This window comes from Phreatobacter sp. AB_2022a, assembly GCF_026847585.1.
GTDB lineage: Bacteria > Pseudomonadota > Alphaproteobacteria > Rhizobiales > Phreatobacteraceae > Phreatobacter.
In genome coordinates this window covers 180805-206029 of sequence record NZ_JAPSET010000004.1, presented here as the reverse complement: position 1 = coordinate 206029, position 25225 = coordinate 180805, and the positions used below count along the sequence as shown (strand labels likewise).

Sequence of the window (25225 nt, the reverse complement as noted above, 5' to 3'; positions counted from 1 at the left end):
GGCATGTCATTCCCCTGCCGGCAAACTGTGCCGGACTTCCCCCGCCGCGCAAAGCGAAAATCTTCGGCCGCGCCAGGCCGCCGCAGCACCGACGCGCGCCGCATGGCTGTCCGGCCTCCGGTATGACACGGAGGCGGCACGGCCGGCCGCGCGGCTAGGCTCGCGACTGCACGCGGCGATTCGTGCAAGCCCTTCTTTCGACCGAATGCCACCCGACGATGACCCCCGTCCGCTTCGCCCAGCCCTCGTTCACCGAGCTGTTCACGCCGAAACTGGTCACGGTGCTGAAGGAGGGCTACGGCCTGCGCGACCTGCGTACCGACGTGGTCGCCGGCCTGACGGTTGCGATCGTCGCCCTGCCTCTGTCGATGGCAATCGCCATCGCCTCCGGCGCGACGCCGGACAAGGGACTGATCACCGCCATTGTCGGCGGGCTGATCATCTCCGCCTTCGGCGGTTCCCGCTTCCAGATCGGCGGGCCGGCCGGCGCCTTCATCCCGCTGGTCGCCACCACGATCGCCGTGCACGGCTATGACGGCCTCGTCATCGCGACCTTCATGGCCGGGCTGATGCTGGTCCTGGTCGGCCTGCTCCGGCTCGGCAACTACATCAAATACATCCCCTATCCGGTGACGGTCGGCTTCACCGCGGGCATTGCCGTGATCATCTTCACGGCGCAGGTCCGCGACCTCATGGGTCTGACGCTCGCCGGGCGCGAGCCGCCGGAAGTGCTGCACAAGCTGCCGGTGCTCTGGGCGGCGCTTCCCACAGTCAACGCCGCCGCCCTGGCCCTGGCGCTGCTTTCGATCGGCCTGATCGTTGTCGTCAGGCGGCTGAGGCCGGCCTGGCCGGGCTTCCTGATCGCGGTGCTGCTCGGCTCGCTCGCCGTCGCCCTCGGCCAGATGCCGGTCGAAACCATCGGATCGCGCTTCGGCAACCTGCCCTCCGGCCTCGCCTTCCACGGCCTGCCGGGCCTGTCGCTCGACCGGATCCGGGAACTGATCGTGCCGGCCGTCGCCATCGCCATGCTGGGCGGCATCGAATCGCTGCTCTCCGCGGTCGTCGCCGACGGCATGACCGGCCGCCGACACCGCTCCAACTGCGAACTGGTCGCCCAAGGCGTCGCCAACATGGCCTCCGCCCTGTTCGGCGGCCTGCCCGTCACCGGTACCATCGCCCGCACCGCCACCAATGTGAGGGCCGGCGCGCGCGGCCCGGTCTCGGGCGTGCTGCACGCCGTGTTCCTGTTCGCCTTCCTGAGCTTTGCCGGCGGCCTGATGGCCTTCGTGCCGCTCGCGACCCTTGCCGCGATCCTCGCCGTCGTCGCCTGGAACATGGCGGAGAAGCGCGAATTCCTCTCGCTGCTGCGGTCCTCGCGCGGCGATGCGCTGGTCCTGCTCGCCGCCTTCCTCCTGACCGTCTTCGTCGACCTCACGGCCGGCATCGGCGTCGGCATCGTGCTCGGCGCTCTCCTGTTCATGCATCGCATGGCCGAAGCCATCGAGATCGAGACCGATCTGCCCGTCATCGATCGGGACGTCGCCGACAGCACGCATGCCCAGCCGGCCTTCGATCCGGCCTACAGCCACGACCGGGACGTGCTCGTCTACCGGCTCAACGGCGCCTTCTTCTTCGGCGCTGCCGGCACGGTCGGCGCGGTCTTCGACCGGCTCGGCCGCATGCCGAAGGTGTTCGTCCTCGACATGGCCGGCGTGCCTTTCCTGGACACGACCGGCGCCAACACGCTCGATGCCTTCGCCCACAAGCTCGAGCGGGCGGGCACCACCATGATCATCTCCGGGGCCAATCCGTCCGTCGCCGCAAGCCTTGCGCATTTCGGCCTCAGCGAACCGCGGATCGAGATGTCGGAGACGGTCGCGACGGCCATGACCCTGGCCGATGCCCGCCTCGCCGACTGGCAGGCCTGATCCCATCCGGTCAGGCCGGTCGGGCACGACCGAAGACGAGGCCGACGCAGAGGAAATAGAGGCTGGTCGCGGCGAGCAGCGCCTTGACCGGCCAGTCCGGTTCGAGATCGGCCGCCAGGCTCGCAAGGCCGGCCAGGGACCAGGCCAGGAGAACGGCCAGCGTCAGCCGCCGGAAGCGCGCGACCCTGAACGGATGGATGGTGACGACGGGCGCGAAGGTGGCGGCGGCGAGCACGATCACGGCGACGGCGCAGGCCCAGGGCTCGGGGCGGATCACGAAGAGCAGGAAGGCCGCTCCGTTCCACACGGCCGGAAAGCCGCGAAAGCCGCCTTCGACGGTCTTCATCTCGCTGTCGGCGAAATAGAAGGCGGCCGTGACGAGGATCAGGGCCGCGAGCGGCAGGCCGAGGCCCGGCGGCAGCAGGCCGGAGGCGACCAGCGCATAGGCCGGCACGAACACATAGGTCAGGAAGTCGACGACGAGGTCGAGCACCTCGCCGGAAAAGCGCGGCAGAACGGCCTTGACCCGCGCGGCGCGGGCGATCGTGCCGTCGACGCCATCGACCACCAGGGCCGCGGCGAGCCAGACGAACATCAAGGTCCAGCGCCTGTCGACCGCCGCCTGCAGCGCGAGAAGGCCGAGCACCGCGCCGGACGCTGTGAAGACATGCACGGCGAGCGCCGCCCATCGCCGGCCTGCGCCCTCATCCGACGGCGGCACGCGTTGCTCGACCATGCGGTCCTTTCGCCTTGCGGTTCCGCTCCGGTTAGAACCCGCGGCGACCGATGCGTCAACGTGGCGCGCGGGCTGGCACAACGCGGAACGGGCCGCTATGTCTCTCCCGTCATGTCCGCAAGCGCCCCTTCGCCCACCGTCCCCGCCGTCTCGACCGACGTCATCATCGTCGGCGGCGGCCCTGCGGGTCTCTTTGCCGCCCTCGCCCTGAAGGCTGCCGGCTTCGACGTGATCGTCCTTGCCGGTCCCCGCCGGCCCGGGCTCGACCAGCGCACCAGCGCCCTGCTCGACGGCTCGGTCTCGGCGCTGAAGACGCTCGGCGTCTGGGACGGTATCGCCGCCAAAGCCGCGCCCCTGCGGGTCATGCGTCTCGTCGACGATACCGGCCGGCTCATCCGCGCGCCGCTGTTCGAGGGGCGCTGCGAGGAGATCGGCCTCGATGCCTTCGGCTACAACATCGCCAATGCCGATCTGAATGACGGCCTGCGCGCTGCCGTCGGCCGCGCCGGCATCACCGTCATCGACGCGGCCGCCGAAACCGTCGCGCTCGCGCCGGACATCGCGACCGTGAGGCTCGCGGGAGGCGGTACGCTGACCGCGGACCTTGTCGCCGGCGCCGACGGGCGCGCCTCGCTCGTGCGCGCCGCAGCTGGCATCGACACCATCGAGACCCGCTATCCGCAGACGGCGGTGACGGCCAATTTCAGCCATTCCCGGCCGCATGAGGACGTCTCGACCGAATTCCACACGCCGAGCGGCCCGTTCACACTGGTGCCCCTGCCGGGCCAGCGTTCGTCGCTCGTTTGCGTGGTGACGCCATCGGACGCGCGCCGGCTGCTCGAACTCGATGATGCCGCCTTCGGCCGGGAGATCGAACGGCGCTCGCAGGCCATTCTCGGCAAGGTCGTCGCCGACCCCGGGCGCGGCCGGTTCGACCTTGCCATCGTCACGCCGAAGCGCTTCGGCACCGCGCGCGCGGCCCTCGTCGGCGAAGCCGCCCATGTCGTGCCGCCGATCGGCGCGCAAGGCCTCAATCTCGGCCTGCGGGACGGCGCCGCCCTCGCCGACTGCCTCGCCGATGCCCGCGCCGCGGGCACTGATATCGGTGGCGACGCGGCGATGGCGGCCTATGATCGCGCCCGGCGGGCCGACATCGTCAGCCGGTCGGCCGCCATTCATGCGCTCAACCGTTCGCTTCTGTCCGGCTTCATGCCGGTCCATGGCCTGCGCGGCCTCGGCCTCTGGCTGATGGACCAGGTCGGGCCGCTCCGGCGCGCCTTCATGCGCGAGGGCCTGCAGCCGGCCCGGCCGCAGCCCCGGCTGATGCGCGGCGTTCTGCCCTCCGAAGCCGCCTGACCGCCGGCCCGGTTACCAGCCGGGAAAGAGGTTGATCGGCAGGAGCTCGTTCTTGACGAGGTAGAGCACGCTCGTCAGCGTCACCACCGACACGATCGTGCCGAGCAGCACGGCATTGGAAGCCTCCTCCACCCAGGTCTCGTAGTGCCTGGCGATGATGAAGACATTGAGCGCCGGCGGCAGGCAGGCCATCAGCACCGCCGTCAGCACCCAGGCCGGTTCGAACCGGCCGAACACTGACAGGATCAGGATCACCAGAAGCGGGTGCAGGACCAGCTTCAGGGCGAGAATCGGCGAGACGGCCGCGGCCATCCGGCCGAGCGCGGCGAGGCTTTCCATGCGCAGGGCGACCGTCACCCCGAGCGTGAACAGGGCCACCGGGGCTGCCGACGACTGCAGGAAGGCGAACAGCCGGTCGAGCATTTCCGGGGGTTCGAACTTCAGGACGGCCGAGATGACGCCGGCAAGCGTCGCCAGGATGAACGGATGGGTGAAGATGCTGGTCAGCGTCTGCCGGGCGATCGCCCAGAACGAGCGCGGCCCCCCGCCGGCCAGCGCCATGAGCAGCGGCACCAGCGAGAACAGGAGAATGTTGTCGAAGCAGAAGATCAGGGCGACCGGCACGGCCGCATCGGGACCGATGGTCGAAAAGGCGAGCCCGGGCCCCATATAGCCGATATTGCCATAGGCCGCTGCGACGCCGGCCACGGCGCCGAAGCGCATATTGCCGTTGGAGCGCCACATCACATAGGCAAAGCCGAGCGTGAAGATGAGCGCCGTCGCCAGCGTCGTGCCGGCGACGAAGGGTGGGTTGTTGAGCTTTTCCAGGGGCGTCTTGGCCAGGATCCGGTAGAACAGCGCCGGCAGGGCCACATAGATCAGGAAGAAGTTCATCCAGGCGAGGCCCGCCTCGGGAATGGCGGTGCCGCGCGCCAGCTTGAATCGGGCAATGCCGAAACCGAGCGCGATCAGCCCGAAAAAGGGCATTGCGAGATTGAGAACCTGGATCATTCCGCCAAATCGGCCGCGCGACCATCCAAAACCGGCTGAGCGGTAGCGGCGGCGGGCGACAGGGTCAACGCCGCCGGATGCAGGGCGCCCAACTCATGCGGGACGCGCAGATCAGTGCAGTTCCGAGCGGCGGGCGTGATATTCGCCGGTCTCGTCCCGCTCGAACACCTCGTCCACCTGCGGATGCCGGATCGGATCGCCGCTCGTATCCGCCTCGAGATTCTGCTCCGAGACGTAGGCGACATATTCCGTTTCGGCGTTCTCGGCGAACAGGTGATAGAAGGGCTGGTCCTTGGACGGCCGGATCTCCTTCGGGATCGAATCGTACCATTCATCCGTATTGGAGAAGGTCGGATCGACGTCGAAGACCACGCCGCGGAACGGATAGAACCGGTGGCGGACGACCTGGCCGATCTTGAATTTTGCGACCCGGGGCTTGTCCATCAGTTGCTCGGCGTCTCGCGGGAATGTTCAGGGGGCACGAAGGCGCGAGACAGATAAGCCAACACGCCAGCCTGTCAACCAAAGCTTCAGCAAAACGTCACAATCGTGGCCAAAACGGCCAGAAATGGCTTCCTGAACGACCCCGTGGCGCAAGCTTACAATGCGTAACGCGCGCCGTATTCGGGGTCCTTGGCCGCGACGATACGGGCCAGATCCACCATCACCTTGGCCTGTTTCCAGGTCGCATCGTCCTGCATCTTGCCGTCGATCATGACCGCACCGCTGCCATCGGGCATGGCGGCGAGGATCTTGGCGGCGAAGGCCACCTCGGCCGGATCGGGCGAGAACACCTGCTTGGCGATGTCGATCTGGCTCGGATGCAGGGTCCAGGCACCTGCGCAACCCATCAGGAAGGCGTTGCGGAACTGCGCCTCGCAGGCCACAGGATCGGAAAAGTCGCCGAACGGCCCGTAGAAGGCCTTCAGGCCGTTGGCGGCGCAGGCATCGACCATCTTGGCGATGGTGTAATGCCAGAGGTCCTGCTGATAGACCGCACGCGGCGCGCCGTCGCCGCCGGCGTCGGCGACCACCCGATAGTCGGGATGGCCGCCGCCGACGCGCGTGGTCTTCATCGCGCGCGAGGCGGCAAGATCAGCCGGCCCGAGGCTCATGCCGTGCATGCGCGGCGAGGCGGCGGCGATGTCGTCGACATTCTTGACGCCCTCGGCCGTCTCCAGGATGGCGTGGATGAGGATCGGCTTCTTTACGCCGTGCCTGGCCTCGAGCTGGGCGAGCAGCTGATCGAGATAGTGAATGTCCCAGGCGCCCTCGACCTTCGGCAGCATGATGACGTCGAGCTTGGAGCCGACCGCGGCGACGATCTCGGTGAGGTCGTCGAGAATCCAGGGCGAATTCAATGCATTGACCCGCGTCCAGACGCCGGTCGCGCCGAAATCGGTGGCCTGCACCATCTCGATGAAGCCGCGCCGCGCCGCCTCCTTGGCGTCGAGCGGAATCGCATCCTCCAGATTGCCCAGGACGATATCCACCGAGCGGGCGAGATCGGGCACCTTGGCGCGCACCTTTTCCAGGTGCGGCGGCACGAAATGGATCATCCGCTCCAGGCGGACCGGCAGTTCGCGATAGGGCTCGGGCGCGCCGATGGCGAGCGGCTTGAAGACATTGCGCGGCAGTTTCATCGGCCCCTCCGGATCGTCCGGCCATCCGCCCTGCGGCGCGGACAGCCTCTGCTCGTTCCGTCCGCCAGACGGCGCCGGCCCGTCGGATCTCTACCGGAACCGGCCGGCATGGGCCATCCGCCGAACGATTGACGCAGTGCAAAAACGAAACGGCGCGGGGATGATCCCGCGCCGTCCGCAGAAGTCTTGGGCCGCCGGGACGGCGGTTGCGCCGGAAGCCTCAGCGGTTCGGCGCCGCCGGCGGCGTCGGCGCAGGCAGGCCCGGCGTGATCGGCGCGCCGGGCATGGCGGGCGCACCCGGGGTCGCCGGAGCGCCCGGCGTGCCGCCCTGCTGCTGCTGTTGCTGCTGGAGCCGGCGCTGGGCCTCCTCGCCGCGGCGCTGCAGTTCCTCGGCGAGCTTGCGCTGGCTTTCCTCGTAGGCCTTCGGGTCGACCGGCGGGCCGTCATAGGAGGCCTGGAAACCGTTCAGCGACATGGCGAGCGAAATCGCCCGGTTGTTCATGTTGACGACCTGAATGTTCAGGTTGTTCGACCGCTTCATGCGATTCAGGAAATCGGTCTGCAGCTCCATCTGCGCGAAGCAGGCATTGGGCAGGCAGACCTCGTAGCGCATGGCCTGCGGCTGCGGTGCGCCCTGGCCTTCCAGCACGACGCGGATGCCCGGCTGCAGCGACATGCCCACCGGCACGGCGATGATCAGGCGCGGCTTCTCGCCCTCGAGCTCGCGAATCTGCACCGAGGCCAGCATCTGGCCGTTCTCGGCGCGGGTCTCCTGCACGACCATGCAGAGCTTCTTGGTGGTCGGCGGAGTGCGCTCATCGACCGGCACGTTGTCGCACAGCTTCACCCACGGCGTCTGGATCGCCTGGAGCTGCGGCTCCTGCCCGCCCGCCGCCTGCCCGCCCTGCTGGCCGGGCTGGGCCGGCTGCGCGGGCTGGGCCGGCTGCGCCGGGCGCTGCTGCGGGCGTGGCTGCTGCGCCATGGCGACCGCCGGCATCAGCAGCAGCGCTGCACCGAGTCCGAGTCGAGCCGGAACGGAGAGACGGGACATGGAAAGAGTCCTTTCAGTCGTTGTCCCGGCGGCGCACGCGCGAAACGCGGTGGATCGGAACGGCAGAAAACGGATTAGGGACGCGCTCTTTCGCCACCGAACGTGGCGACACTTGGGCGCGCCCCATGGTGGCGGTAGATAACGGCTCCCTCGGCGCTTGGAAAGCGGGAACTTGTCCCCCATTTCTCGCACTCCTCCTGGGTTGAATTGCTGTCCGGCCTGCGGCGACGGCACGGCGCGGCATCCTGGACGCGGGCGGGGAATCAGCGGCCGGTCGTGTTAAGCATGCTGCGCCATGTCGATGTTCTCCCGCGCGATCGCGCTCGGCCTCGCCCTCCTCGGTCTTTGTTGTGCAGCGCCGCCGGCCGCCAGGGCGAGCGATTGGCCCCGAGCGCCGATCACAGCCGGCATCGCCATGCACGGCGCGCCCGCTCACGCGCCCGAGGAGGCCCACCGGCGCTACGTCAATCCCGACGCGCCGAAAGGCGGCCGGCTGGTGCTCGGCGCCTCCGGCACGTTCGACACGCTGAACCCCTTCGTGGTGCGCGGCCTGAGCGTGCCCGGAGCCCGCTCCTATCTCTACGAAACGCTGCTCACCCGCGGTTACGACGAGCCCTTCACGCTCTATCCGCAGATCGCGCGGGGGGTGGAGCTGCCCGACGACCGGTCGTGGATCATCTTCCACATCGATTCCCGCGCACGCTTTTCGGACGGCAGCCGGATCACCGCCGACGACGTGATCTTCTCGCTCGAGCTCCTGCGCGAGCGCGGCCGGCCCAACCATCGCAGCTACTATCGCAAAGTGGCGCGGACCGACCGCCTGGACGAGCTGACGGTGCGCTTCGACCTCGCCGGCGCCCGGGACCGCGAATTGCCGCTGATCCTCGGCCTGATGCCGATCCTGCCCCGTCATGCCACCAATCCCGAAACCTTCGAGGAGACCACGCTGACGCCGCTCGTCGGCTCCGGTCCTTATCGCGTCGCCGAGGTCAGGCCCGGCGAGAGCCTGACGCTGAAGCGCGATCCGGACTGGTGGGGCCGCGACCTCGCGATCAATCGCGGTCTCTATAACTTCGATGAGGTCCGCTTCGATTTCTATCGCGATTCCAATACTTTGTTCGAGGCGTTCAAGAAGGGCTTGGTGGATGTCAGGGTCGAGACGGATCCCGGCCTTTGGGCCTCGGCTTACGACTTTCCGGCCCTGCGCGACGGCCGCGTGGTGCGCGACACCATTCATCCGTCAACGCCCAAGGGCATTCGTGGTTTCGCCATGAACGTCCGGCGGCCGATCTTTTCCGACGCGCGCATCCGCGAGGCGCTCGGACTGATGTTCGACTTCGAATGGACCAACCGCTCGCTCTATGCCGGTGGCTTCGCCCGCACGCTGTCCATCTTCGAGGATTCGGACCTGTCCGCGCGCCGCCGGCCGGCGAGCGCGGAGGAACGCGCCCTGCTCGCCGCCACGGGAGCCGATGTGCGGCCCGACATCATGGAAGGCCGCTACGATGCGCCGAGATCCGACGGCAGCGGCGCCGACCGCAACCGGCTGCGCGAGGCGATCGGCCTGTTCCGGGCCGCCGGCTGGGACCTGAAGGACGGCGTCATGCGCAACCGCGCGAGCGGCGAGGCCTTCGGTTTCGAGCTGTTGATCCTGACCAAGGAACAGGAGCGGCTCGCCCTCACCTACCAGCGCTTCCTGAAACGGATCGGCGTGACCGCGCGCGTCCGCACGGTCGACGCGGTTCAATATGACCGGCGTGTGCGCGACTACGACTTCGACATGATCGACTATCGCTGGTGGAACATCACGCTCTCCCCCGGCAACGAGCAGGCCTTCTACTGGGGCAGCGAATCGGGGCGGGCCCCGGGCAGCCGCAACGTGGTCGGCATAGCCGATCCGGCGGTCGACCGGCTGATCGCCGCGATCGTCGAAGCCCGCTCCCGCGCCGAGTTGACGACGGCGGCACGGGCGCTCGACCGCGCGCTGACGTCAGGCTTCTACTGGGTGCCGCTGTTCCATGAGCCGGCGCAATGGCTCGCCCGCTGGAACACGATCGGAATTCCCACCGAATCATCCGTTTTCGGCTATCTCCCTGAGACATGGTGGCGCGAGCGACCGTGAACGGGTGAGGCGGCGGTGATCTTGGGCGAGCAACGAGCCGGACAGGCCACGGCGGCACCGGCTGGCGCGACGGGCCGGATGACGCTCGACGGGCTGCTGCGCCGGGCCGCAGAGAACCGGCCGCAGGCCCTTGCTCTCGTCGACGCGCCGAATCGCCCGCATATTGTCGGCGGCGAGCCGCGCCGCTTCGACTGGGCCGGTCTCGACGCCGCGGTCGACGCCCTCGCCGGCCGCCTGCGCGCGCATTCCTTTCCGATCGACAGCGTGATCGCGACCCAGTTCCCGCTCGGCGCCGACGGGATCGTGGCGCTGCTCGCCGTGATCCGGGCCGGCCTGGTCGCCGCGCCGCTGCCGCTCGGCTGGGGCCGGCGCGAAATCGTCCGGCACCTGCAGCGGCTCGGCGCCCGCGCCATCCTGACCGCCGGCCGCGCCGGTCCCGTCGACTGCGCCGACATCATGCGCTTCGCCGCTGCGGAGGCCTTTTCGGTACGCTTCGTCCTCTCGATCGGTGCCCCGGTCCTCGACGGCGTCGTCGCCCTCGACGATGCGCTGCTCGCCGGCGTCGCGAGCGACCGCATCGAAACGCCGAGAACCGGCAACGCCGCCGACCATGTGGCGCTGGTGACGGCCGATGCCACCGCCGACGGCCACCTGGCCGTGGCGCGCAGCCACAACCAGCTGATCGCGGGCGGCCTTGCCGCCTATATGGCCGGCGTGCCTGACGAGGCCTCCGTCTTCGCCGCAACGCTCTCCATCGACGCTTTCGCCGGCATCGCGCTGCAAATCGTGCCCTGGCTGATGTCGGCCGGCGCCCTGATCGCCCACCCGCCTTTCGCGCCGCGGGCCTTTGCCGACAGCCTCGCGGCGAGCGGCACCACCCACGCCATTCTGCCGGCAGCCGCCGCGGCCTGCCTCTTCACCCCGGCAGCCGCCGCACCGGCACTGCGCCACCTGACGCTGCTGACCCGCCGCCCCGGCGAGATCGCTCCCGCGCTCGCCATCCGGCCCGACGGGGTCGCCGCCGACGTCTTCTTCGGGCTTGGCGAAACCGGCATCGCCCGCGCGCTGACAGCCGGCGCTGCCGCCGGCATCGCGGCCGGTCCGGACACGTTCGCCACCGGCGCCGGCCAGGCGCCAGTGCTGATCGAGACGCGCCGCGGCCCCGCCGGAACCCTCCAGTTGCGCGGCGCCATGGTGCCGGCATCCGCCTTCCCGCCAGGCGCCGAGCGCGGCCAAGCGGCCCTGTCGGCCGCCGACGATGGTTTTGTCGAAACCGGCATGGCGGTCGCGGCGGACGAGACGGCGCGTCTTCTCGTGCCCGCCGGCGACCCTGCCGGCGTCGTCTCGATCGGCGGCCGCCGCTTTGCCGAAGCCGAGCTGCGCGCCGCCTATGCCGAAGCCGGCGGCGAGATCGCGCCGGTGCTGCGCGCCGATCCCGTGCTCGGCCAGCGCCTCGCCGGGATTGTCGGTGACGGCCGCGCCATGATCGGTCTTGCCGGGCGCCTCGCCGAGACCGGCATGACCCCGCTGGGCGTGCCCGGAGGCCAGCGCCAGCAGCCGGGCCCCCTGCCCTTCGAGGACATCAGGCGCCCCGAGCCGGAATTGCGGCCGCAGCCCCTGGCCGAAACCCAGGCGAAGCTCGAACAGCTTCTCGGCCTGATGCGCACCGCGGCGGTTGGCTGAGCCGTCAGGTCTCGTCCGGCGGCGGATCGGCGCTCATGCCAGCGCGAGATCGACCGCGCTCAGCGCGTGAATTTCGGTCGTATCGAAGACCGGCACGGCGCTGTCGGCCTGCGAAATCAGCAGCATGATCTCGGTGCAGCCCATGATGACGGCTTCGGCACCGCGCTCGACCAGACGGCGAATAACCGCGCGGTAGGCCCGGCGCGATTCGTCCCTGATGATGCCGGCCACCAGCTCGTGATAGATGATGCCGTGAACGGTCCTGCGGTCCGGCTCGTCCGGAACGATGACGTCGAGGCCGAACCGCGCCGCGAGCCGTCCCCGGTAGAAGTCCTGCTCCATGGTGAAGGCGGTGCCGATGAGCCCGACGCGCCGCAAGCCGGCCGACACGATCCTTTGCGCCGTCGGATCGGCAATGTGGAGGAGCGGGATGGCGACCGCCGCGGACACGGCATCGGCCATGCGATGCATGGTGTTGGTGCAGATCACGATGAAATCCGCGCCGCCCGCTTCCAGCCGCCGCGCCGCGGCCGCCATTTCCGCGGTCAGAGCCGGCCAGTCGCCGGCATGCTGGAGCTGCTCGATGGTGCCGAAATCCATCGACCACATCAGGCTGCGCGCCGAATGCACGCCGCCGAGCCGCCGCCGGACCTCCTGATTGATGATGCGGTAATATTCGGCCGAGCTCTCCCAGCTCATGCCGCCGATCAGGCCGATGACTTTCATGAATCCCGCTTTCGCCCGAGGCCGCGCCAGGGTGACCCGATCATCCCGTCGGCCGCGCGTCAATCGGCCCGCCCGGACCTGTCGCCCAGGACGGCGGGGTCGATCATCGGTTGTGCCGCGTGCCGCCATCTCCGGCCGCGCGGGCCTATGTCCGCCCATAAAAAGGAGGGCCGGCCGAAACCGCCCCTCCCTCATTCAGAGCCTGTTGAACAGTCAGTTGCAGCCGCAGCCGTGTCCGCCGCCCAGGAGGCCGCCGACGATGCCGGTCACGCCGTTCAGCGCCTTGATGTTCAGGACGTTGTTCAGGACGTTGTTCCGGCTGCCATTCAGGATCGGCACGTTCACAGTATTGCCGCTGGCAATACCGTTCAGCGCGGAGATCTTGATACCGCCGACATTGAGCAGACCACCACTGGACCCGCTATGTCCACCACGACCGCCAGCAAAAGCCGGAGAAGCGGCAAGAGTAGCGAGGGTAACGAGAACAAGAGTGCGTTTCATGACTTTCCTCCAGGTTATCGCCGGGAATTTCCGGTCGACGAAATCTGTTTTAGTTTGAGACATAAAATTCGACAATCTTTGGATCTTTTTAACCATACCGCGTATTGTTAATGCATGCGCATTACTTTACGTAATCAAAAATACCTGGAAGACCTCGCCGGACGATCATGCCGGCAGCCCGCGCCGGTGCCGCCCACAACTGATCATTTACCAAGAATTAGCAATGAATGACTGATCCTTCGCACGATCGGCAGGGTTGAACTCTGGTCGTCGTGGGGCGTGGCGATGCGGCAATTCTTGGCAGTGGGCGGGGCCATCGCGCTGGGGTTAGCCTCGGCGCTATTACCTGCGAATGCTTCTGATCCTTCCGTAAAGGAATACAGCGCCGCATCCTTTGGATTGCGCGGCGGATTCGACTCGAATCCGATGAATTATCAGGGCGGACCGAGCAGCGCCTTCATCACGCAGAGCGCCACCTGGGATTATTTGCGCGGCAGCGAAAGAGACGGCTACGCCATCTCTCTCGCCACCAACAATACGGTCTACGAAAGCCGCGAGGTCGACCCGGCGACGGCGCTCGGCCTCACCTTTCGCCACGCCATGAGCCTTGGCGACAATCTGCTCCTGCGCAGTTCGTTGAGCGCGACGCACGACCAGACCTGGTCGCGCCGCTCCGACGTGCTCGTCTGGCGCGAGCGGATCGACTACGATATCGGGCAGTTGCGGCTGTTCACCGCCGTCGACACCAAGGTGACGACCCTCAACGAGCGCAACATCTTCGTGCAGGGGGGCTTCCTGCCCTATCCTGAAAGCTTCGTCACCATATCGGTGCTGCCTGGCGTGATGTACCGCCTCGGCTTCGGCGAGATCGGCGTCTCCGTGACCGCCTCGCGCTCGATCTTTAGGTTCGAGACCGACTATCTCGGCCTGCGCCGCAACAACGACCGGATCCAGCCGAACCTGTTCGCCTCCGCCACCATTGCCGGCATCAAGCTGGAAGGATCGCTGTCGCTCGGCCGCGTCACCTTCCCGGCGCGCGATTTCGACAATCTGCAGCGGCTGCTCTACACCGCCAAGGCCACCGTTCCGCTCGACCGCATCGGCCTGCCGTTCCAGAGCCTGGCGCTCGAACTCTCCTCGGCGCGCACCTTCGAGGACACGACCCTCCCCTTCTCGGTGATCAACGTCTCGACGCTCAGCGAGGCGCGGCTGGTGGCCAAGTTCAACGCGGCGAACACGCTCACCACCTTCGCCCGGCGCAAGGAAGACGAATATGTCGGCCTCGGCGCGCGCGCCATCACGACCTGGCTCGGCGCCGAATATGGCTACACCTTCGACGGCGGCCTGACGGCGGTGCTTGCGGCATCCTGGCGCCGGACCCAGGAGACCGGCAATATTCCGGTCTCCAGCTTCAACATCCAGATCGGCATGTCCAAGCGCATCGAGTTCGAGCGCACCACGACCGCCGCGGCCACACCGGCCGCAGCGCCGCAGGTCACCGCCCGCTGATCGCTCCCCGGCGCTTGCCTCCCGGTGCCCCGCCCCCCAGATTGGAGGTTGGCCGGCTCCTGCCGGCGCCACCCGGGAGGCCGAGATGCCGGACGCAGCCGTGACCATCGATGTCGTTTCCGACGTCGTCTGCCCCTGGTGCTTCATCGGCAAGCGACGCTTGGAAAAGGCCGTGGCCCTGGTGCCCGACATTGCGGTCGAGGTGCGCTGGCGCCCCTATCAGCTCGCTCCCGACCTGCCGGCCGCCGGCATCCCGCGCGACCAGTATCTCACCCAGAAATTCGGCAGCCTGGACCGCGTCAAGGCGAATTTCGCGCGCATTGCCGCCGTCGGTGCCGAGGACGGCATCGATTTCGCTTTCGACCGGATCACCGTTTCGCCCAATACGCTGAACGCCCACCGGCTGGTCCTCTGGGCGCGCTCCGGCGGACACCAGGACGCGGTCGTCGAGGCCCTGTTCAACGCCTATTTCGTCGAAGGGCGCAATCTCGCCGACATTTCGACGCTGATCGAGATCGGCGCGGCGCACGGCCTCGATGCGGCGCTGCTGACCGAACTCTTCGCCTCCGATTCGGACATCGAGCGCACCCAGCGCGAAATCGCCTCGGCCCAGCGCATCGGCGTCACCGGCGTGCCCTTTTTCATCGTCGGCGAACGGTTCGGCATAGCCGGCGCCGAGGCGCCTGAAACGATCGCCCGGGCGATCCGCCAGGCGGCGGAGGCCGAGGCTTCGGCCGATGCGGCGGCCGGCGCCGCCGGCCACGCATAGATGCGGGCTTCGAGCCCCGTTGCAGAGGCCGGCGCGACCCGGTAAGCCCGCATCATGGCGCAAGGACGACATCTCACTCATCTCGATGCGGCGGGGCAGGCCAACATGGTCGATGTCTCGCACAAGCCTGCCACCGAGCGGATCGCGGTCGCCGAGGGCTGCGTGGTGATGCGCGCCGACACGCTCGCCATCGTCAAGGCGGGCGAAGCGAAAAAGGGCGACGTGCTCGGCACGGCCCGTCTCGCCGGCATCATGGCGGCCAAGCGCAGCCACGAATTGATCCCGCTCTGCCATCCACTGCTGCTCACCAAGGTGGCGGTCGACATCGTGCCCGATGATGCCCTGCCAGGCGTCAGGGCCACGGCGACCGTCAAGGTGTCCGGCCAGACCGGCGTCGAGATGGAGGCCCTGACTGCGGTCTCGGTCGCCTGCCTCACCGTCTACGACATGGTGAAGGCGGTCGACCGCGCCATGCGGATCGAGGGCATCCGGCTCATCGAAAAAACGGGCGGCGCCTCCGGCGCCTATCGGGCGGACTGACATGGCCGGACTGCTGCCCGTCGCCGAAGCCCTGTCCCGCGTGCTCGCCGGCGCCGAGCCCCTGGGCGAGGAATGGCTGGCGCTCGCCGACGCCGACGGCCGCGTGCTGACCCGCGATATCGTCGCGACGCGCTCGCAGCCGCCGGCCGACGTCTCGGCGATGGACGGCTATGCCGTGCGCGCGGCCGACCTGCCGGGGACGCTGCCGGTGATCGGCGAATCGGCGGCAGGCCGGCCCTTCTCCGCCCCGCTGCCGCCGGGCGCCGCGTTGCGCATCTTCACCGGCGCGGCTCTGCCGGCCGGCGCCGACACGATCGTCATCCAGGAGGATGCCGAGCGCGCCGGCGATCAGGTAACCTTCGCCGCCGCCGCTCCGGCCGGCCGCCATATCCGCGTCGCCGGCCTCGATTTCACCGCCGGCCTCGCCGGCCTTGCCGCCGGCACACGGCTCGATCCGCGCAAGCTTGCCCTCGCCGCGGCCATGAATCACGCGCGCCTGCCGGTGCGGCGCGCGCCGCGCGTCGCGATCCTGTCGACCGGTGATGAGCTCGTCGAGCCCGGCGCCGTGCCTGGTTCCGGCCAGATCGTCTCGTCCAATGCGCTGGCTGTGGCCGCTATGGCGAAGCGCGAGGGGGCCATCGCGATCGATCTCGGCATCGCGCCCGACCGGCTGGACGAGACGCTCGCCGCAGTCGGGCGCGCGCGAGACGCCGGCGCCGACATTCTCGTCACCTCCGGCGGCGCCTCCGTCGGCGAATACGACCTGATGCGCGAGGTGATCGCCAGGGAAGGCGCCGAGCTCGGCTTCTGGAAGATCGCCATGCGGCCCGGCAAGCCCCTGATGATGGCCGATCTCGGCGGCATGCGGCTGCTCGGCCTGCCCGGCAATCCTGTCGCCTCCTTCGTCTGCGCCACCATCTTCCTGATGCCGCTGGTCCGGAAGCTTTCCGGCCGCAGCGACATCGAGACGCCGACGGAGCCGGCCGTTCTCGGCACCGATGTCGGGCCCAACGACCAGCGTGCCGACTACTTGCGCGCGACGCTGGAGACGCGCGACGGCACGCTCGTCGCGACGCCGTTCCCGATCCAGGATTCGTCGATGATCCGTGTGCTCGCGGAAGCCGACGCGCTGGTGCTGCGCGCGCCCTTCGCCGAGCGGGCCGCGGCCGGCAGCCCGTGCCGCATCATCCGGCTGCCGCGGTAGCCGCACCGCCGCCGCGGCGACCGCAACGGTACGCCGCGTCAATACTTCACGAAATATCAACGCTTGCGGAACACATAAAGAACAGATAGGGACTGTTCATGATCTGTTCGAGTGAGTCGGACGGCTCGTAATCAGGGGCACACACCCGATGCTGACGCGCAAGCAACACGAACTTCTCCGCTTCATTCAGGAACGGCTGAAGGAAAGCGGGGTGCCACCGTCCTTCGACGAAATGAAGGAAGCGCTGGATCTGAAGTCCAAGTCCGGCATCCACCGCTTGATCACGGCGCTGGAGGAACGCGGCTTCATCCGACGCCTGCCAAACCGGGCGCGTGCGCTGGAAGTGATCAAGCAGCCGGAACAGGCCGCCGGCCCTGCGCGCCAGCGCTTCGCGCCGGCCGTGATCGAGGGCTCGCTCGGCCGCAGCCGGCCGGTCGAGGAGGACACGGTGATGCCGGTCTCCGTGCCGGTCATGGGCCGGATCGCCGCCGGCGTGCCGCGCGAGGCGATCGAGAACCGGATCAACACGCTCTCCGTGCCGCCGGAAATGCTCAGCCGCGGCGAACATTATGCGCTGGAGGTGCGCGGCGACTCGATGATCGAGGCCGGCATCCTGGAAGGCGACCTCGCCCTCGTGCGCAAGACCGACGCGGCCGACACCGGCGACATCGTGGTGGCGCTGATCGACGACGAGGAAGCCACCTTGAAGCGCCTCAGGAAGCGCGGCACGTCGATCGCCCTCGAAGCCGCCAATCCGGCCTATGAGACGCGGGTCTTCGGTCCCGACCGGGTCCGCATCCAGGGCAAGCTCGTCGGCCTGTTCCGCCGCTACTGACCCGGTTCGCCGTCCTCGACGGGCTCACGCTCCTCGGCAGCTTGGGGGGCGGGCGCCTCGGCGACCGCGCCGGGGCGGCGCAGGAGCGACAGGGCATCGCCCGACGGCCGGGGCCGGAACCAGGGCCGCATGCTCGTGGGATCGCGGCTCGTCGCGATGCGATAGCCGTCCGCATCGGCGAATATCGTCACCGCTCCGGTCCAGGCCAGGCCTCTCAGATCGACGACGGTTGCGCGGCAGCCGGCCGGCGCCGGGAAGCGCGTCACGACGATGCGCGCCTCGCGGCAATCGTCGGCCAGCGCTTCGGGATCGCGCGCGAAGGCGGCCCGCCCGCCGCCCGCCAGCGCCATGGCGCAGCCCACCGCGTCGCAGATGACGCCCGCTATCAGCGACTGATCCGATGCAAGACGCGGATCGGCATCCGCGCCGAGCCAGCGCTGCAGCGCGAAGCGGTTGGCGCGCGGCGACAGCGCGCGCAGGCGCCCATCCGTGCCGCGGGCCGCGACCGTCGCCCCCTCGGCATCGATGGCGAGCAGCGGCCGCTGCTTGAGCGGCGCCAGGCCGAGACCGAGCGCGACGAACAGCAGCCCTGCCCATCGCAGCGGCGTCGACAGGGCCGCCACGAGGATGAGGCCGACCGACAGCAGGCCGAGCGCGACCGGACCGAAGGCCGCAACCGGCACCTTGCCGCCCGGCCAGGAGGCAACCCATTCGGCGACGCGGACGAACAGATCGATGCTTATGCCGGCAAGCACCCAGACCGGCCTGTCGAGGCCGAACGGCCAGAGCAGCAGCGCCAGCATTTCGAGCGGCATGGTGACGAATTCGACGATCGGCGCGCCGAGCAGATTGCCCGGAACGCCGTAGAGCTGGATCTGGTTGAAGTGATAGGCCGCATAGGGCGTCGTCGCGAGCGAGGCGACGAACGAGCTCATGGCGAGGCCGGCCACGCCGTTGGTCGCCGCCAGCAGACCGCGAGCGAGACCGCCGCGGTCGCCGGCATGGTGCTCGGCCCAGGGCCGCAGCATGACATAGCCCGAGACCAGCGCGAGGGTTGCCGCGAACGACATCTGGAAGCTTGGGCCGAGCAGGCTTTCCGGCGCCAGCGTCAGCACGGCAAGCGCGGCGAGCGCGAGGGTCCTCAGCGTCAGCGCGCCGCGCCCGAGGATGACGCCGACCAGCACGACGGCGATCATGATCCAGGACCGCTGGGTCGCGACCTCGGCGCCGGAAATGACCAGGTAGCCGGTGGAGACGACGAGGGCGACCGCGGCGGCCCAGGCCTTGACCGGATGATGCAGGGCAAGCGCCGGCACCAGCGACAGCGAGCCGCGCACGACCAGGAAGACCAGCGCGGCGACCAGCGCCATGTGGAACCCCGAAATGGACAGGATGTGATAGGTGCCGGCCGCCCGCATCGCCTCGTTCAGCCCTTCGGGAATGCCGTCGCGCTTGCCCGTCACCAGGGCATCGGCGACCGCACCGGCATGGCCGGGAATGGCGCTGCGGATGCGCTGGCTGATGCCCGTGCGGATCTGGTCGAGCCAGGCCCGCAGCCGGACGCCCGACGGCGCTTCGCCGAGTTCGGCGCGGCGGACCTGGCCGATCACGAAGCCGCTCGCTCCGATGCCGGAAAAGAAGGCGTCGCGGCCGAAGTCATAGAGCCCCGGCCCGGGCGGATCGGCCGGCGGCCTGAGCCGCGCCGTCAGGCTGACGGCTTCGCCGGTCTTCGCACCCGTCGCCTGCCGGCTGGTGACCCGCACCCGCTCGAGCGGCTGCGGCAGGGCCGGCTCGCTGCGCGCGAGGCGCAAGGTCAGCCGGTCACCGTTCTCGCGCCGCTCGAAGGTCTCGACCCAGCCGGTCAGCGTCACCGAGCCGGTCGGCGCGGCGAGGACCGGATGGGCGGCGAGCGCCGTGCGCAGCGTCGCCGCCGCAAAACCGGCCGCGACCGCCGCGACGCCGGCCGCGGTGAAAAAGGCGATGCGCCGCTCGCGCAGCGCGAAGGCCAGGCAGCCGAGAGCCAGCGCCGCGAGACCCGCCGCCCAGAGGTTCGGCTCGTCGGCGGCGGAGAAATAGACGAGAATGCCGGCACCGTAGGCGACGGGCAGGAACAGGAAGGCACGGCCGCGCTCCTGTTCGAGCGCCAGCCATTGCCCGAGCGTGGTTCCGGCCGCAGCGACAAGCGTGCCGAGACCGCCGCCGCGCGCCGGTCCGGCCGCCTGTCCGAGCGTTGCCGCGATCGCCTGCGCCCGCCCCCTCACCCCAGCCCCCTCGGCCGCCGGCAGGCCGCCTTGGCACTGCCATAAAGCCGTGTGCAATCGCGGTTCGCCAAACCACGGCGAGCGTGCTACAGCCACGCCCTTTGCGATACCAAGCCTATCGCGATCCCGCCCACTCTGTCGTCTTCGGATGAATCATGACGGTCGTCACCCGCTTCGCACCCTCCCCGACCGGCTTCCTGCACATTGGCGGCGCCCGCACCGCGCTGTTCAATTGGCTCTATGCCAAGAAGACCGGCGGCCAGATGCTGCTTCGGATCGAGGACACCGACCGGCAGAGGTCGACCGACGAGGCGATCGCCGCGATCCTCGACGGCCTTTCCTGGCTCGGGCTCGAATGGGACGGCCAGACCACCTACCAGTTCGCGCGCGCGGAGCGGCACGCCGCGGTCGCCCGCGAGATGCTGGCCGCCGGCAAGGCCTATTATTGCTATGCGACGCCGCAGGAGCTCGAGGAGATGCGCGAGCTCGCCATGAAGGAGGGCCGGCCACCGCGCTATGACGGTCGCTGGCGTGACCGCGATCCCTCCGAAGCGCCGGCCGGGGTCAAGCCGGTGATCCGCCTGCGCGCCCGCCAGGACGGCGAGACCGTGGTCAATGACCTGGTCCAGGGCCGCGTGGTGATCCCGAACAAGGATCTCGACGATCTCGTCCTGCTGCGCTCCGACGGCACCCCCACCTATATGCACGCCGTGGTCGTCGATGACCACGACATGGGCGTAACCCACGTCATCCGCGGCGTCGACCATCTGACCAATGCCGCGCGCCAGACGCAGATCTACGAGGCGCTCGGCTGGCCGGTGCCGGCCATGGCGCATATTCCGCTCATCCACGGGCCGGACGGCGCCAAGCTCTCCAAGCGCCATGGCGCGCTCGGCGTCGATGCCTACCGCGCCATGGGCTACCTGCCCGAGGCCCTGCGCAACTATCTCGTGCGCCTTGGCTGGAGCCATGGCGACCAGGAGATCTTCTCGACCGAGGAGATGATCGAGGCTTTCGATCTCGACGCCATCGGCCGGTCGGCCGCCCGTTTCGACTTCGCCAAGCTCGAGGCGACCAACGGCCACTATATCCGCAATGCCGACGACACGCGGCTGATGCGGGCGATCGACGAGGTGCTGCCGCATATTCCCGAAGGCGCCGCGATCGCGGCCAGCCTGACGCCCGAGGCGCGCGCGCAGGTGCTGCGGGCGATGCCCGGCCTGAAGGAGCGCGCCAAGACCGTGCTGGAGCTGATCGACGGCGCCGCCTTCATCACCGCGAAGCGGCCGCTCGCGGTGGACGCCAAGGCCGCCGCGCTGCTGACCGACGAGGCGCGCGGACATCTCGCCGCGCTCCATCAGCGGCTCGCCGCGCTCGGCGAATGGAGCGCCGCCGCTGCCGACGCGGCGGTGCGTGCCGAGGCCGATGCCAGAAATGTGAAGCTCGGCGCCCTCGCCCAGCCGCTCCGGGCCGCCTTGACCGGCCGCACCACCTCTCCGGGCATTTTCGACGTGCTCGAAGCGCTGGGACGGACCGAAAGCCTCGCCCGTATCGCCGATCAAATGCGCACGCCTGCCTAAACCTTGGGCAAAGCCGCGCGTTGTGCTGTCGGCGGGGCGTGGCCGGTGGCCGCGCCCGGGGCGACCGCTTGCCGCCCCCTCAAAAAGGGGCTATCCGAACGACCTGAGCCCGTCGCCTGGCCGGACAGGTCACATCGCGCGTGCACACAATGATTTTTGTGGAAATACAAGAGGTTGCCCATGTCCGCCAGCGGTAAGTCGGCTACATTCAGCTTCGGCGACAAGACGGTGCAGTTCCCGGTTTCCGACGGAACCGTCGGGCCGTCGACGGTCGATATCGCCAAGCTCTATGCCCAGACCGGCATGTTCACCTACGATCCGGGCTTCACCTCGACGGCAAGTTGCGAGAGCAAGATCACCTATATCGACGGTGACGAGGGCGTTCTGCTCTATCGCGGCTATCCGATCGAGCAGCTCGCCGAGCAGGGCGACTTCCTGGAATCCTGCTACCTGCTGCTGTACGGCGAGCTTCCGACGGCTGCCCAGAAGGCCGATTTCGACTACCGCGTCACGCGCCACACCATGGTGCACGACCAGATGTCGCGCTTCTTCCAGGGCTTCCGCCGCGACGCGCACCCGATGGCGGTGATGGTCGCCGCGGTCGGCGCGCTGTCGGCCTTCTATCACGACTCCCTCGACATCGCCGATCCGCATCAGCGGATGGTCTCCTCGATCCGGCTGATCGCCAAGCTGCCGACCCTGTCGGCCATGGCCTATAAATATTCGATCGGCCAGCCCTTCGTTTATCCGCAGAACAACCTCGACTACTCCTCGAACTTCCTGCACATGTGCTTTGCCGTGCCGGCCGAGGAATACAAGCCGAACCCGGTTCTGGCGCGCGCCATGGACCGCATCTTCATCCTGCACGCCGATCACGAGCAGAACGCCTCGACCTCGACCGTGCGCCTTGCCGGCTCGTCCGGTGCCAACCCCTTCGCCTGCATTGCCGCCGGCATTGCCTGCCTCTGGGGCCCGGCCCATGGCGGCGCCAACGAGGCGGCGCTGAAGATGCTCGGCGAGATCGGGCATGTCGACAACATCCCGAAATTCATCGCCAAGGCGAAGGACAAGAACGATCCGTTCCGCCTCATGGGCTTCGGCCATCGCGTCTACAAGAACTACGATCCGCGCGCCAAGATCATGCAGAAGACCACGCATGAGGTGCTCGGCGAACTCGGCATCAAGGACGACCCGCTGCTGGACGTCGCGATGGAGCTGGAGCGGATCGCGCTGCACGACGACTATTTCATCGAGAAGAAGCTCTATCCGAACATCGACTTCTATTCGGGCATCACGCTGAAGGCGATGGGCTTCCCGACCTCGATGTTCACCGTGCTGTTCGCCCTGGCGCGCACCGCCGGCTGGATCGCCCAGTGGAAGGAAATGATCGAGGATCCGGACCAGAAGATCGGCCGGCCGCGCCAGCTCTATACCGGCGCCACCCGCCGCGACTTCGTCCCGATCTCGCGCCGCAAGTAAGCGCTGCGCGACACGCGTTCAAAAGAGACGGGGCGCCTTTCGGCGCCCCGTTTTTCTTTGGGATTGGCGCGTGGCGAATGGGGATGAAACGGCGCGCCTCGGCCATTTCCCCACTCGCTGTTTCGCCATTCGCTACCCGCTGTTCCGCTACTCGCTCGCCGCGATCGCCAGGGTCATCGGGCGGTCGGCCCGCCTCCTGGCGGCGGTGTCGAGGACCACGCGCGCGGCGCGCATGCTCGGATCCTCGCCGTCGAAGGCCATGATCGCATCGAGCCTGGCGAAGGCCTCGAGCTGGGCGCGCCGCTCGGGCGTATCCTGGATGATCGCGGCGAGCGGCGGCGCCACCGTTTCCACCGTGCCGTATTCCTGCAGGAATTCCGGCACCACGCGCTCGTTCAGGATGTGATTGGCGAGGACGGCGGTCTTGGTGATGATGATACGCCGGCCGATCTGCGCTTCCAGCCAGCCGGTGCGATAGGCGACGACCAGCGGGATCCGCGCGATCGCGAGCTCGAGCGTCACCGTGCCGGAACAGGCGAGCGCGGCCCGCGCGGTGCGGAAGGCCTCGAACTTCTCCTCTTCGGTGTCGACGATGCGCGGCTTGACCGGCCAGCCGGCGATCTCGCTTTCGATCAGGCCGCGCAGATGCGGCACCGCCGGCAGCACCAGATCCATCGGCCCGACCATGTTCCGCACCCTGGCGAGCGTGCCGGCAAAGAGCGGCGACAGCCTCTTGATTTCCAGCTTGCGGCTGCCGGGCAGGACGAGCACGCGCGGCGGATCGGCCTCGCGCCGGGCCTGCTCGGCGGCGTTCGGCCTGATCTCATGGAGCCGCTCGGAAATCGGATGGCCGACATAGGTCGTCGGCGGACCGCCGAGCCTGGCGTGGATCTCCGGTTCGAACGGCAGCAGCGCCAGGAGATGATCGACATAAGGCCGCATCTCGGCCGCCCGGCCGGGCCGCCAGGCCCAGACCGAGGGCGAGACGTAGAAGACGACGGGAATATCCGGCCGGATCTTGCGGATGGCGCGGCCGACGCGCCGGTTGAAGCCGGGGCAGTCGATCAGCACCAGCACGTCGGGCGGCGCGGCGGCGAGAGCATCGACCGTTTCGCGCACGCGGCGCAGGATCTTCGGAATATGGGTGATGATCGAGGTGATGCCGAACAGGGCGATGTCGGTCATCGGAAAGCGCGAGGCAAGGCCCCGGCTGGTCATGCGCGGTCCGCCGACGCCGCGGAACGTCGTGCCGGGCGCAAGCTGTCCGAGCGCATCCATCAGATGGGCGCCGAGCTGGTCGCCGGACTCCTCGCCGGCTATGACGAAGACGTCGAGCGGCCGGTTGCGGTCGGTCATGACCTCAGTCATGGTCCACCTCCCTCGTCGCATCGACGCCGACGACGAACAGGCCGTGCCGGTCGGCGAGGCGAATGATCTCCTGCGGCTCGACCATCAGGGTCGAGCCGGCGATCACGGCGATACCGCGCAGTCCCGCCGCGGCGGCCTTCTCGACCGTGGCAGGCCCGATAGCCGGCAAATCGATCCGCCTGTCCTGATTGGGTTTCGGCGCCTTGACCAGCGTGCCGATCGCCTTGCCCCATTTGAGCCGGCCCGAGACGCGCATCGCCGCACAGCGTTCCAGCATGCCGTCGGTGCCTTCCGCCCCCTCCACGGCGACGATGCGCTTGGCGCCGATCACCATGCCCTGGCCGACATCGTAGGGGCCGAGGGCGCGCATCGCGGCGAGCGCCTGGGCGATGTCGACGAGGTCTTCGTGATCGGGCACCCGGCGCGACAGCGGCCCGACCGGCATGAGCAGTTCCGGAGCGACGTCCTGCGCGGCGAGCAGGCGAAATCCCTGCCGCTCGAACAGCCGCGCCACGCCGCGCAGCAGGTGGTCGTCGCCGCCGCGGTAGAGTCGCGCCATTTCCGGAATGTGCTTGAGCGCGACCAGGTCCGGCATGGTCGTCCAGAGGTTCGGCCGCACCAGCGAGCCGATGAAGACGAGATCCCGGCAGCCGGCGCGCCGGGCCGCCTTCAGGATGGCGCCGAACTGGCCGATGCCGACCCAGCTGTGCGGGTAGACGGTCAGGTCCTGCCCGGCAATGCCCTTCAGCAGCAGGCCATGGACCGCCCGTCCCTGCGCGGTCGCCGCCTTGGCGAGCGCGAGGGGAAAGGCCCCCGCCCCGGCAATGATGCCGAGCGGCGTCGGCTCGGCCTGCCCTGCCCCGGTCTCGGGACCGGCGGGACTGGTCACGGTCTCGCTCATCGCCTTCACGTCACTTTCGGCC

General features: G+C 68.8%; 21 protein-coding genes. 11 read left to right on the top strand and 10 right to left on the bottom strand.

Going from position 1 to position 25225, the window contains the following annotated elements; all coding sequences use genetic code 11:
- Positions 1-218: 218 nt before the first annotated feature.
- Positions 219-1928: a SulP family inorganic anion transporter gene (locus OZ671_RS04940; protein ID WP_268859692.1), complete on the top strand. Its 1710-nt coding sequence runs from the start codon at positions 219-221 to the stop codon at positions 1926-1928.
- Between the two features lie 10 nt (positions 1929-1938).
- Here OZ671_RS04940 and OZ671_RS04935 read toward each other — a convergent pair whose 3' ends face one another.
- Positions 1939-2664, bottom strand: coding sequence for a CDP-alcohol phosphatidyltransferase family protein (locus OZ671_RS04935; protein WP_268859691.1), 726 nt, complete (start codon positions 2662-2664; stop codon positions 1939-1941).
- Between the two features lie 111 nt (positions 2665-2775).
- On the opposite strand from OZ671_RS04935, the gene OZ671_RS04930 reads away from it, so the two are divergent.
- On the top strand, positions 2776-4020 hold the full coding sequence (locus OZ671_RS04930; protein WP_268859690.1) for a UbiH/UbiF family hydroxylase: 1245 nt from the start codon (positions 2776-2778) through the stop codon (positions 4018-4020).
- A gap of 12 nt (positions 4021-4032) precedes the next feature.
- On the opposite strand, the gene OZ671_RS04925 is transcribed toward OZ671_RS04930, so the two are convergent.
- From OZ671_RS04925 to OZ671_RS04910, 4 genes are all read right to left on the bottom strand, one after another.
- The gene (locus OZ671_RS04925) at positions 4033-5031 is read right to left on the bottom strand and encodes an AEC family transporter (RefSeq protein ID WP_268859689.1); all 999 of its coding nucleotides are present in this window, start codon (positions 5029-5031) and stop codon (positions 4033-4035) included.
- 111 nt (positions 5032-5142) lie between these two features.
- The gene (gene hspQ / locus OZ671_RS04920) at positions 5143-5475 is read right to left on the bottom strand and encodes a heat shock protein HspQ (protein ID WP_038312982.1); all 333 of its coding nucleotides are present in this window, start codon (positions 5473-5475) and stop codon (positions 5143-5145) included.
- Between the two features lie 155 nt (positions 5476-5630).
- Positions 5631-6674 (bottom strand): HpcH/HpaI aldolase/citrate lyase family protein, encoded by a 1044-nt coding sequence (locus OZ671_RS04915; protein ID WP_268859688.1) that lies wholly within the window; start codon positions 6672-6674, stop codon positions 5631-5633.
- Between the two features lie 220 nt (positions 6675-6894).
- Complete coding sequence (locus OZ671_RS04910; RefSeq protein ID WP_268859687.1) at positions 6895-7725, bottom strand: invasion associated locus B family protein; 831 nt, start codon at positions 7723-7725, stop codon at positions 6895-6897.
- A 295-nt stretch (positions 7726-8020) separates the two neighbouring features.
- On the opposite strand from OZ671_RS04910, the gene OZ671_RS04905 reads away from it, so the two are divergent.
- Positions 8021-9847 (top strand): extracellular solute-binding protein, encoded by a 1827-nt coding sequence (locus OZ671_RS04905; RefSeq protein ID WP_268859686.1) that lies wholly within the window; start codon positions 8021-8023, stop codon positions 9845-9847.
- Positions 9848-9925: 78 nt separating this feature from the next.
- A complete protein-coding gene (locus OZ671_RS04900; protein WP_268859685.1) occupies positions 9926-11530 on the top strand; it encodes an AMP-binding protein in 1605 nt (534 codons plus the stop codon).
- A gap of 33 nt (positions 11531-11563) precedes the next feature.
- Here OZ671_RS04900 and OZ671_RS04895 read toward each other — a convergent pair whose 3' ends face one another.
- Together OZ671_RS04895 and OZ671_RS04890 are read right to left on the bottom strand one after the other, a co-directional pair.
- Positions 11564-12256 carry an aspartate/glutamate racemase family protein gene (locus OZ671_RS04895; protein ID WP_268859684.1) on the bottom strand — a complete coding sequence of 231 codons (693 nt, stop codon included), beginning with the start codon at positions 12254-12256 and terminating at the stop codon, positions 11564-11566.
- A gap of 213 nt (positions 12257-12469) precedes the next feature.
- The gene (locus OZ671_RS04890) at positions 12470-12757 is read right to left on the bottom strand and encodes a hypothetical protein (protein ID WP_268859683.1); all 288 of its coding nucleotides are present in this window, start codon (positions 12755-12757) and stop codon (positions 12470-12472) included.
- A gap of 426 nt (positions 12758-13183) precedes the next feature.
- On the opposite strand from OZ671_RS04890, the gene OZ671_RS04885 reads away from it, so the two are divergent.
- The 5 genes from OZ671_RS04885 to lexA all read left to right on the top strand — a co-directional run bounded on the left by OZ671_RS04885 (position 13184) and on the right by lexA (position 17614).
- Entirely contained in the window at positions 13184-14266 is a 1083-nt protein-coding gene (locus OZ671_RS04885) for a hypothetical protein (RefSeq protein WP_268859682.1), read from the top strand.
- Between the two features lie 85 nt (positions 14267-14351).
- A complete protein-coding gene (locus OZ671_RS04880; protein WP_268859681.1) occupies positions 14352-15035 on the top strand; it encodes a DsbA family oxidoreductase in 684 nt (227 codons plus the stop codon).
- Between the two features lie 54 nt (positions 15036-15089).
- A complete protein-coding gene (gene moaC, locus OZ671_RS04875) occupies positions 15090-15575 on the top strand; it encodes a cyclic pyranopterin monophosphate synthase MoaC (protein WP_268859680.1) in 486 nt (161 codons plus the stop codon).
- Position 15576: 1 nt separating this feature from the next.
- Positions 15577-16779: a molybdopterin molybdotransferase MoeA gene (locus tag OZ671_RS04870; RefSeq protein WP_268859679.1), complete on the top strand. Its 1203-nt coding sequence runs from the start codon at positions 15577-15579 to the stop codon at positions 16777-16779.
- A gap of 148 nt (positions 16780-16927) precedes the next feature.
- The gene (lexA, locus tag OZ671_RS04865) at positions 16928-17614 is read left to right on the top strand and encodes a transcriptional repressor LexA (RefSeq protein WP_268859678.1); all 687 of its coding nucleotides are present in this window, start codon (positions 16928-16930) and stop codon (positions 17612-17614) included.
- Here lexA and OZ671_RS04860 read toward each other — a convergent pair.
- Positions 17608-19875, bottom strand: a complete 2268-nt coding sequence (locus OZ671_RS04860; protein ID WP_268859677.1) for a ComEC/Rec2 family competence protein — start codon at positions 19873-19875, stop codon at positions 17608-17610. The genes lexA and OZ671_RS04860 overlap by 7 nt on opposite strands.
- 155 nt (positions 19876-20030) lie before the next feature.
- On the opposite strand from OZ671_RS04860, the gene gltX reads away from it, so the two are divergent.
- Both gltX and gltA read left to right on the top strand, forming a co-directional pair.
- On the top strand, positions 20031-21455 hold the full coding sequence (gltX, locus tag OZ671_RS04855) for a glutamate--tRNA ligase (protein ID WP_268859676.1): 1425 nt from the start codon (positions 20031-20033) through the stop codon (positions 21453-21455).
- 180 nt (positions 21456-21635) lie between these two features.
- On the top strand, positions 21636-22934 hold the full coding sequence (gene gltA, locus OZ671_RS04850) for a citrate synthase (RefSeq protein WP_268859675.1): 1299 nt from the start codon (positions 21636-21638) through the stop codon (positions 22932-22934).
- 147 nt (positions 22935-23081) lie between these two features.
- Here gltA and lpxB read toward each other — a convergent pair whose 3' ends face one another.
- Together lpxB and OZ671_RS04840 are read right to left on the bottom strand one after the other, a co-directional pair.
- Entirely contained in the window at positions 23082-24302 is a 1221-nt protein-coding gene (gene lpxB, locus OZ671_RS04845; protein ID WP_268859674.1) for a lipid-A-disaccharide synthase, read from the bottom strand.
- Positions 24295-25203, bottom strand: coding sequence for an LpxI family protein (locus OZ671_RS04840; protein ID WP_268859673.1), 909 nt, complete (start codon positions 25201-25203; stop codon positions 24295-24297). The genes lpxB and OZ671_RS04840 overlap by 8 nt, the downstream gene beginning before the upstream one ends.
- Positions 25204-25225 lie beyond the last annotated feature (22 nt).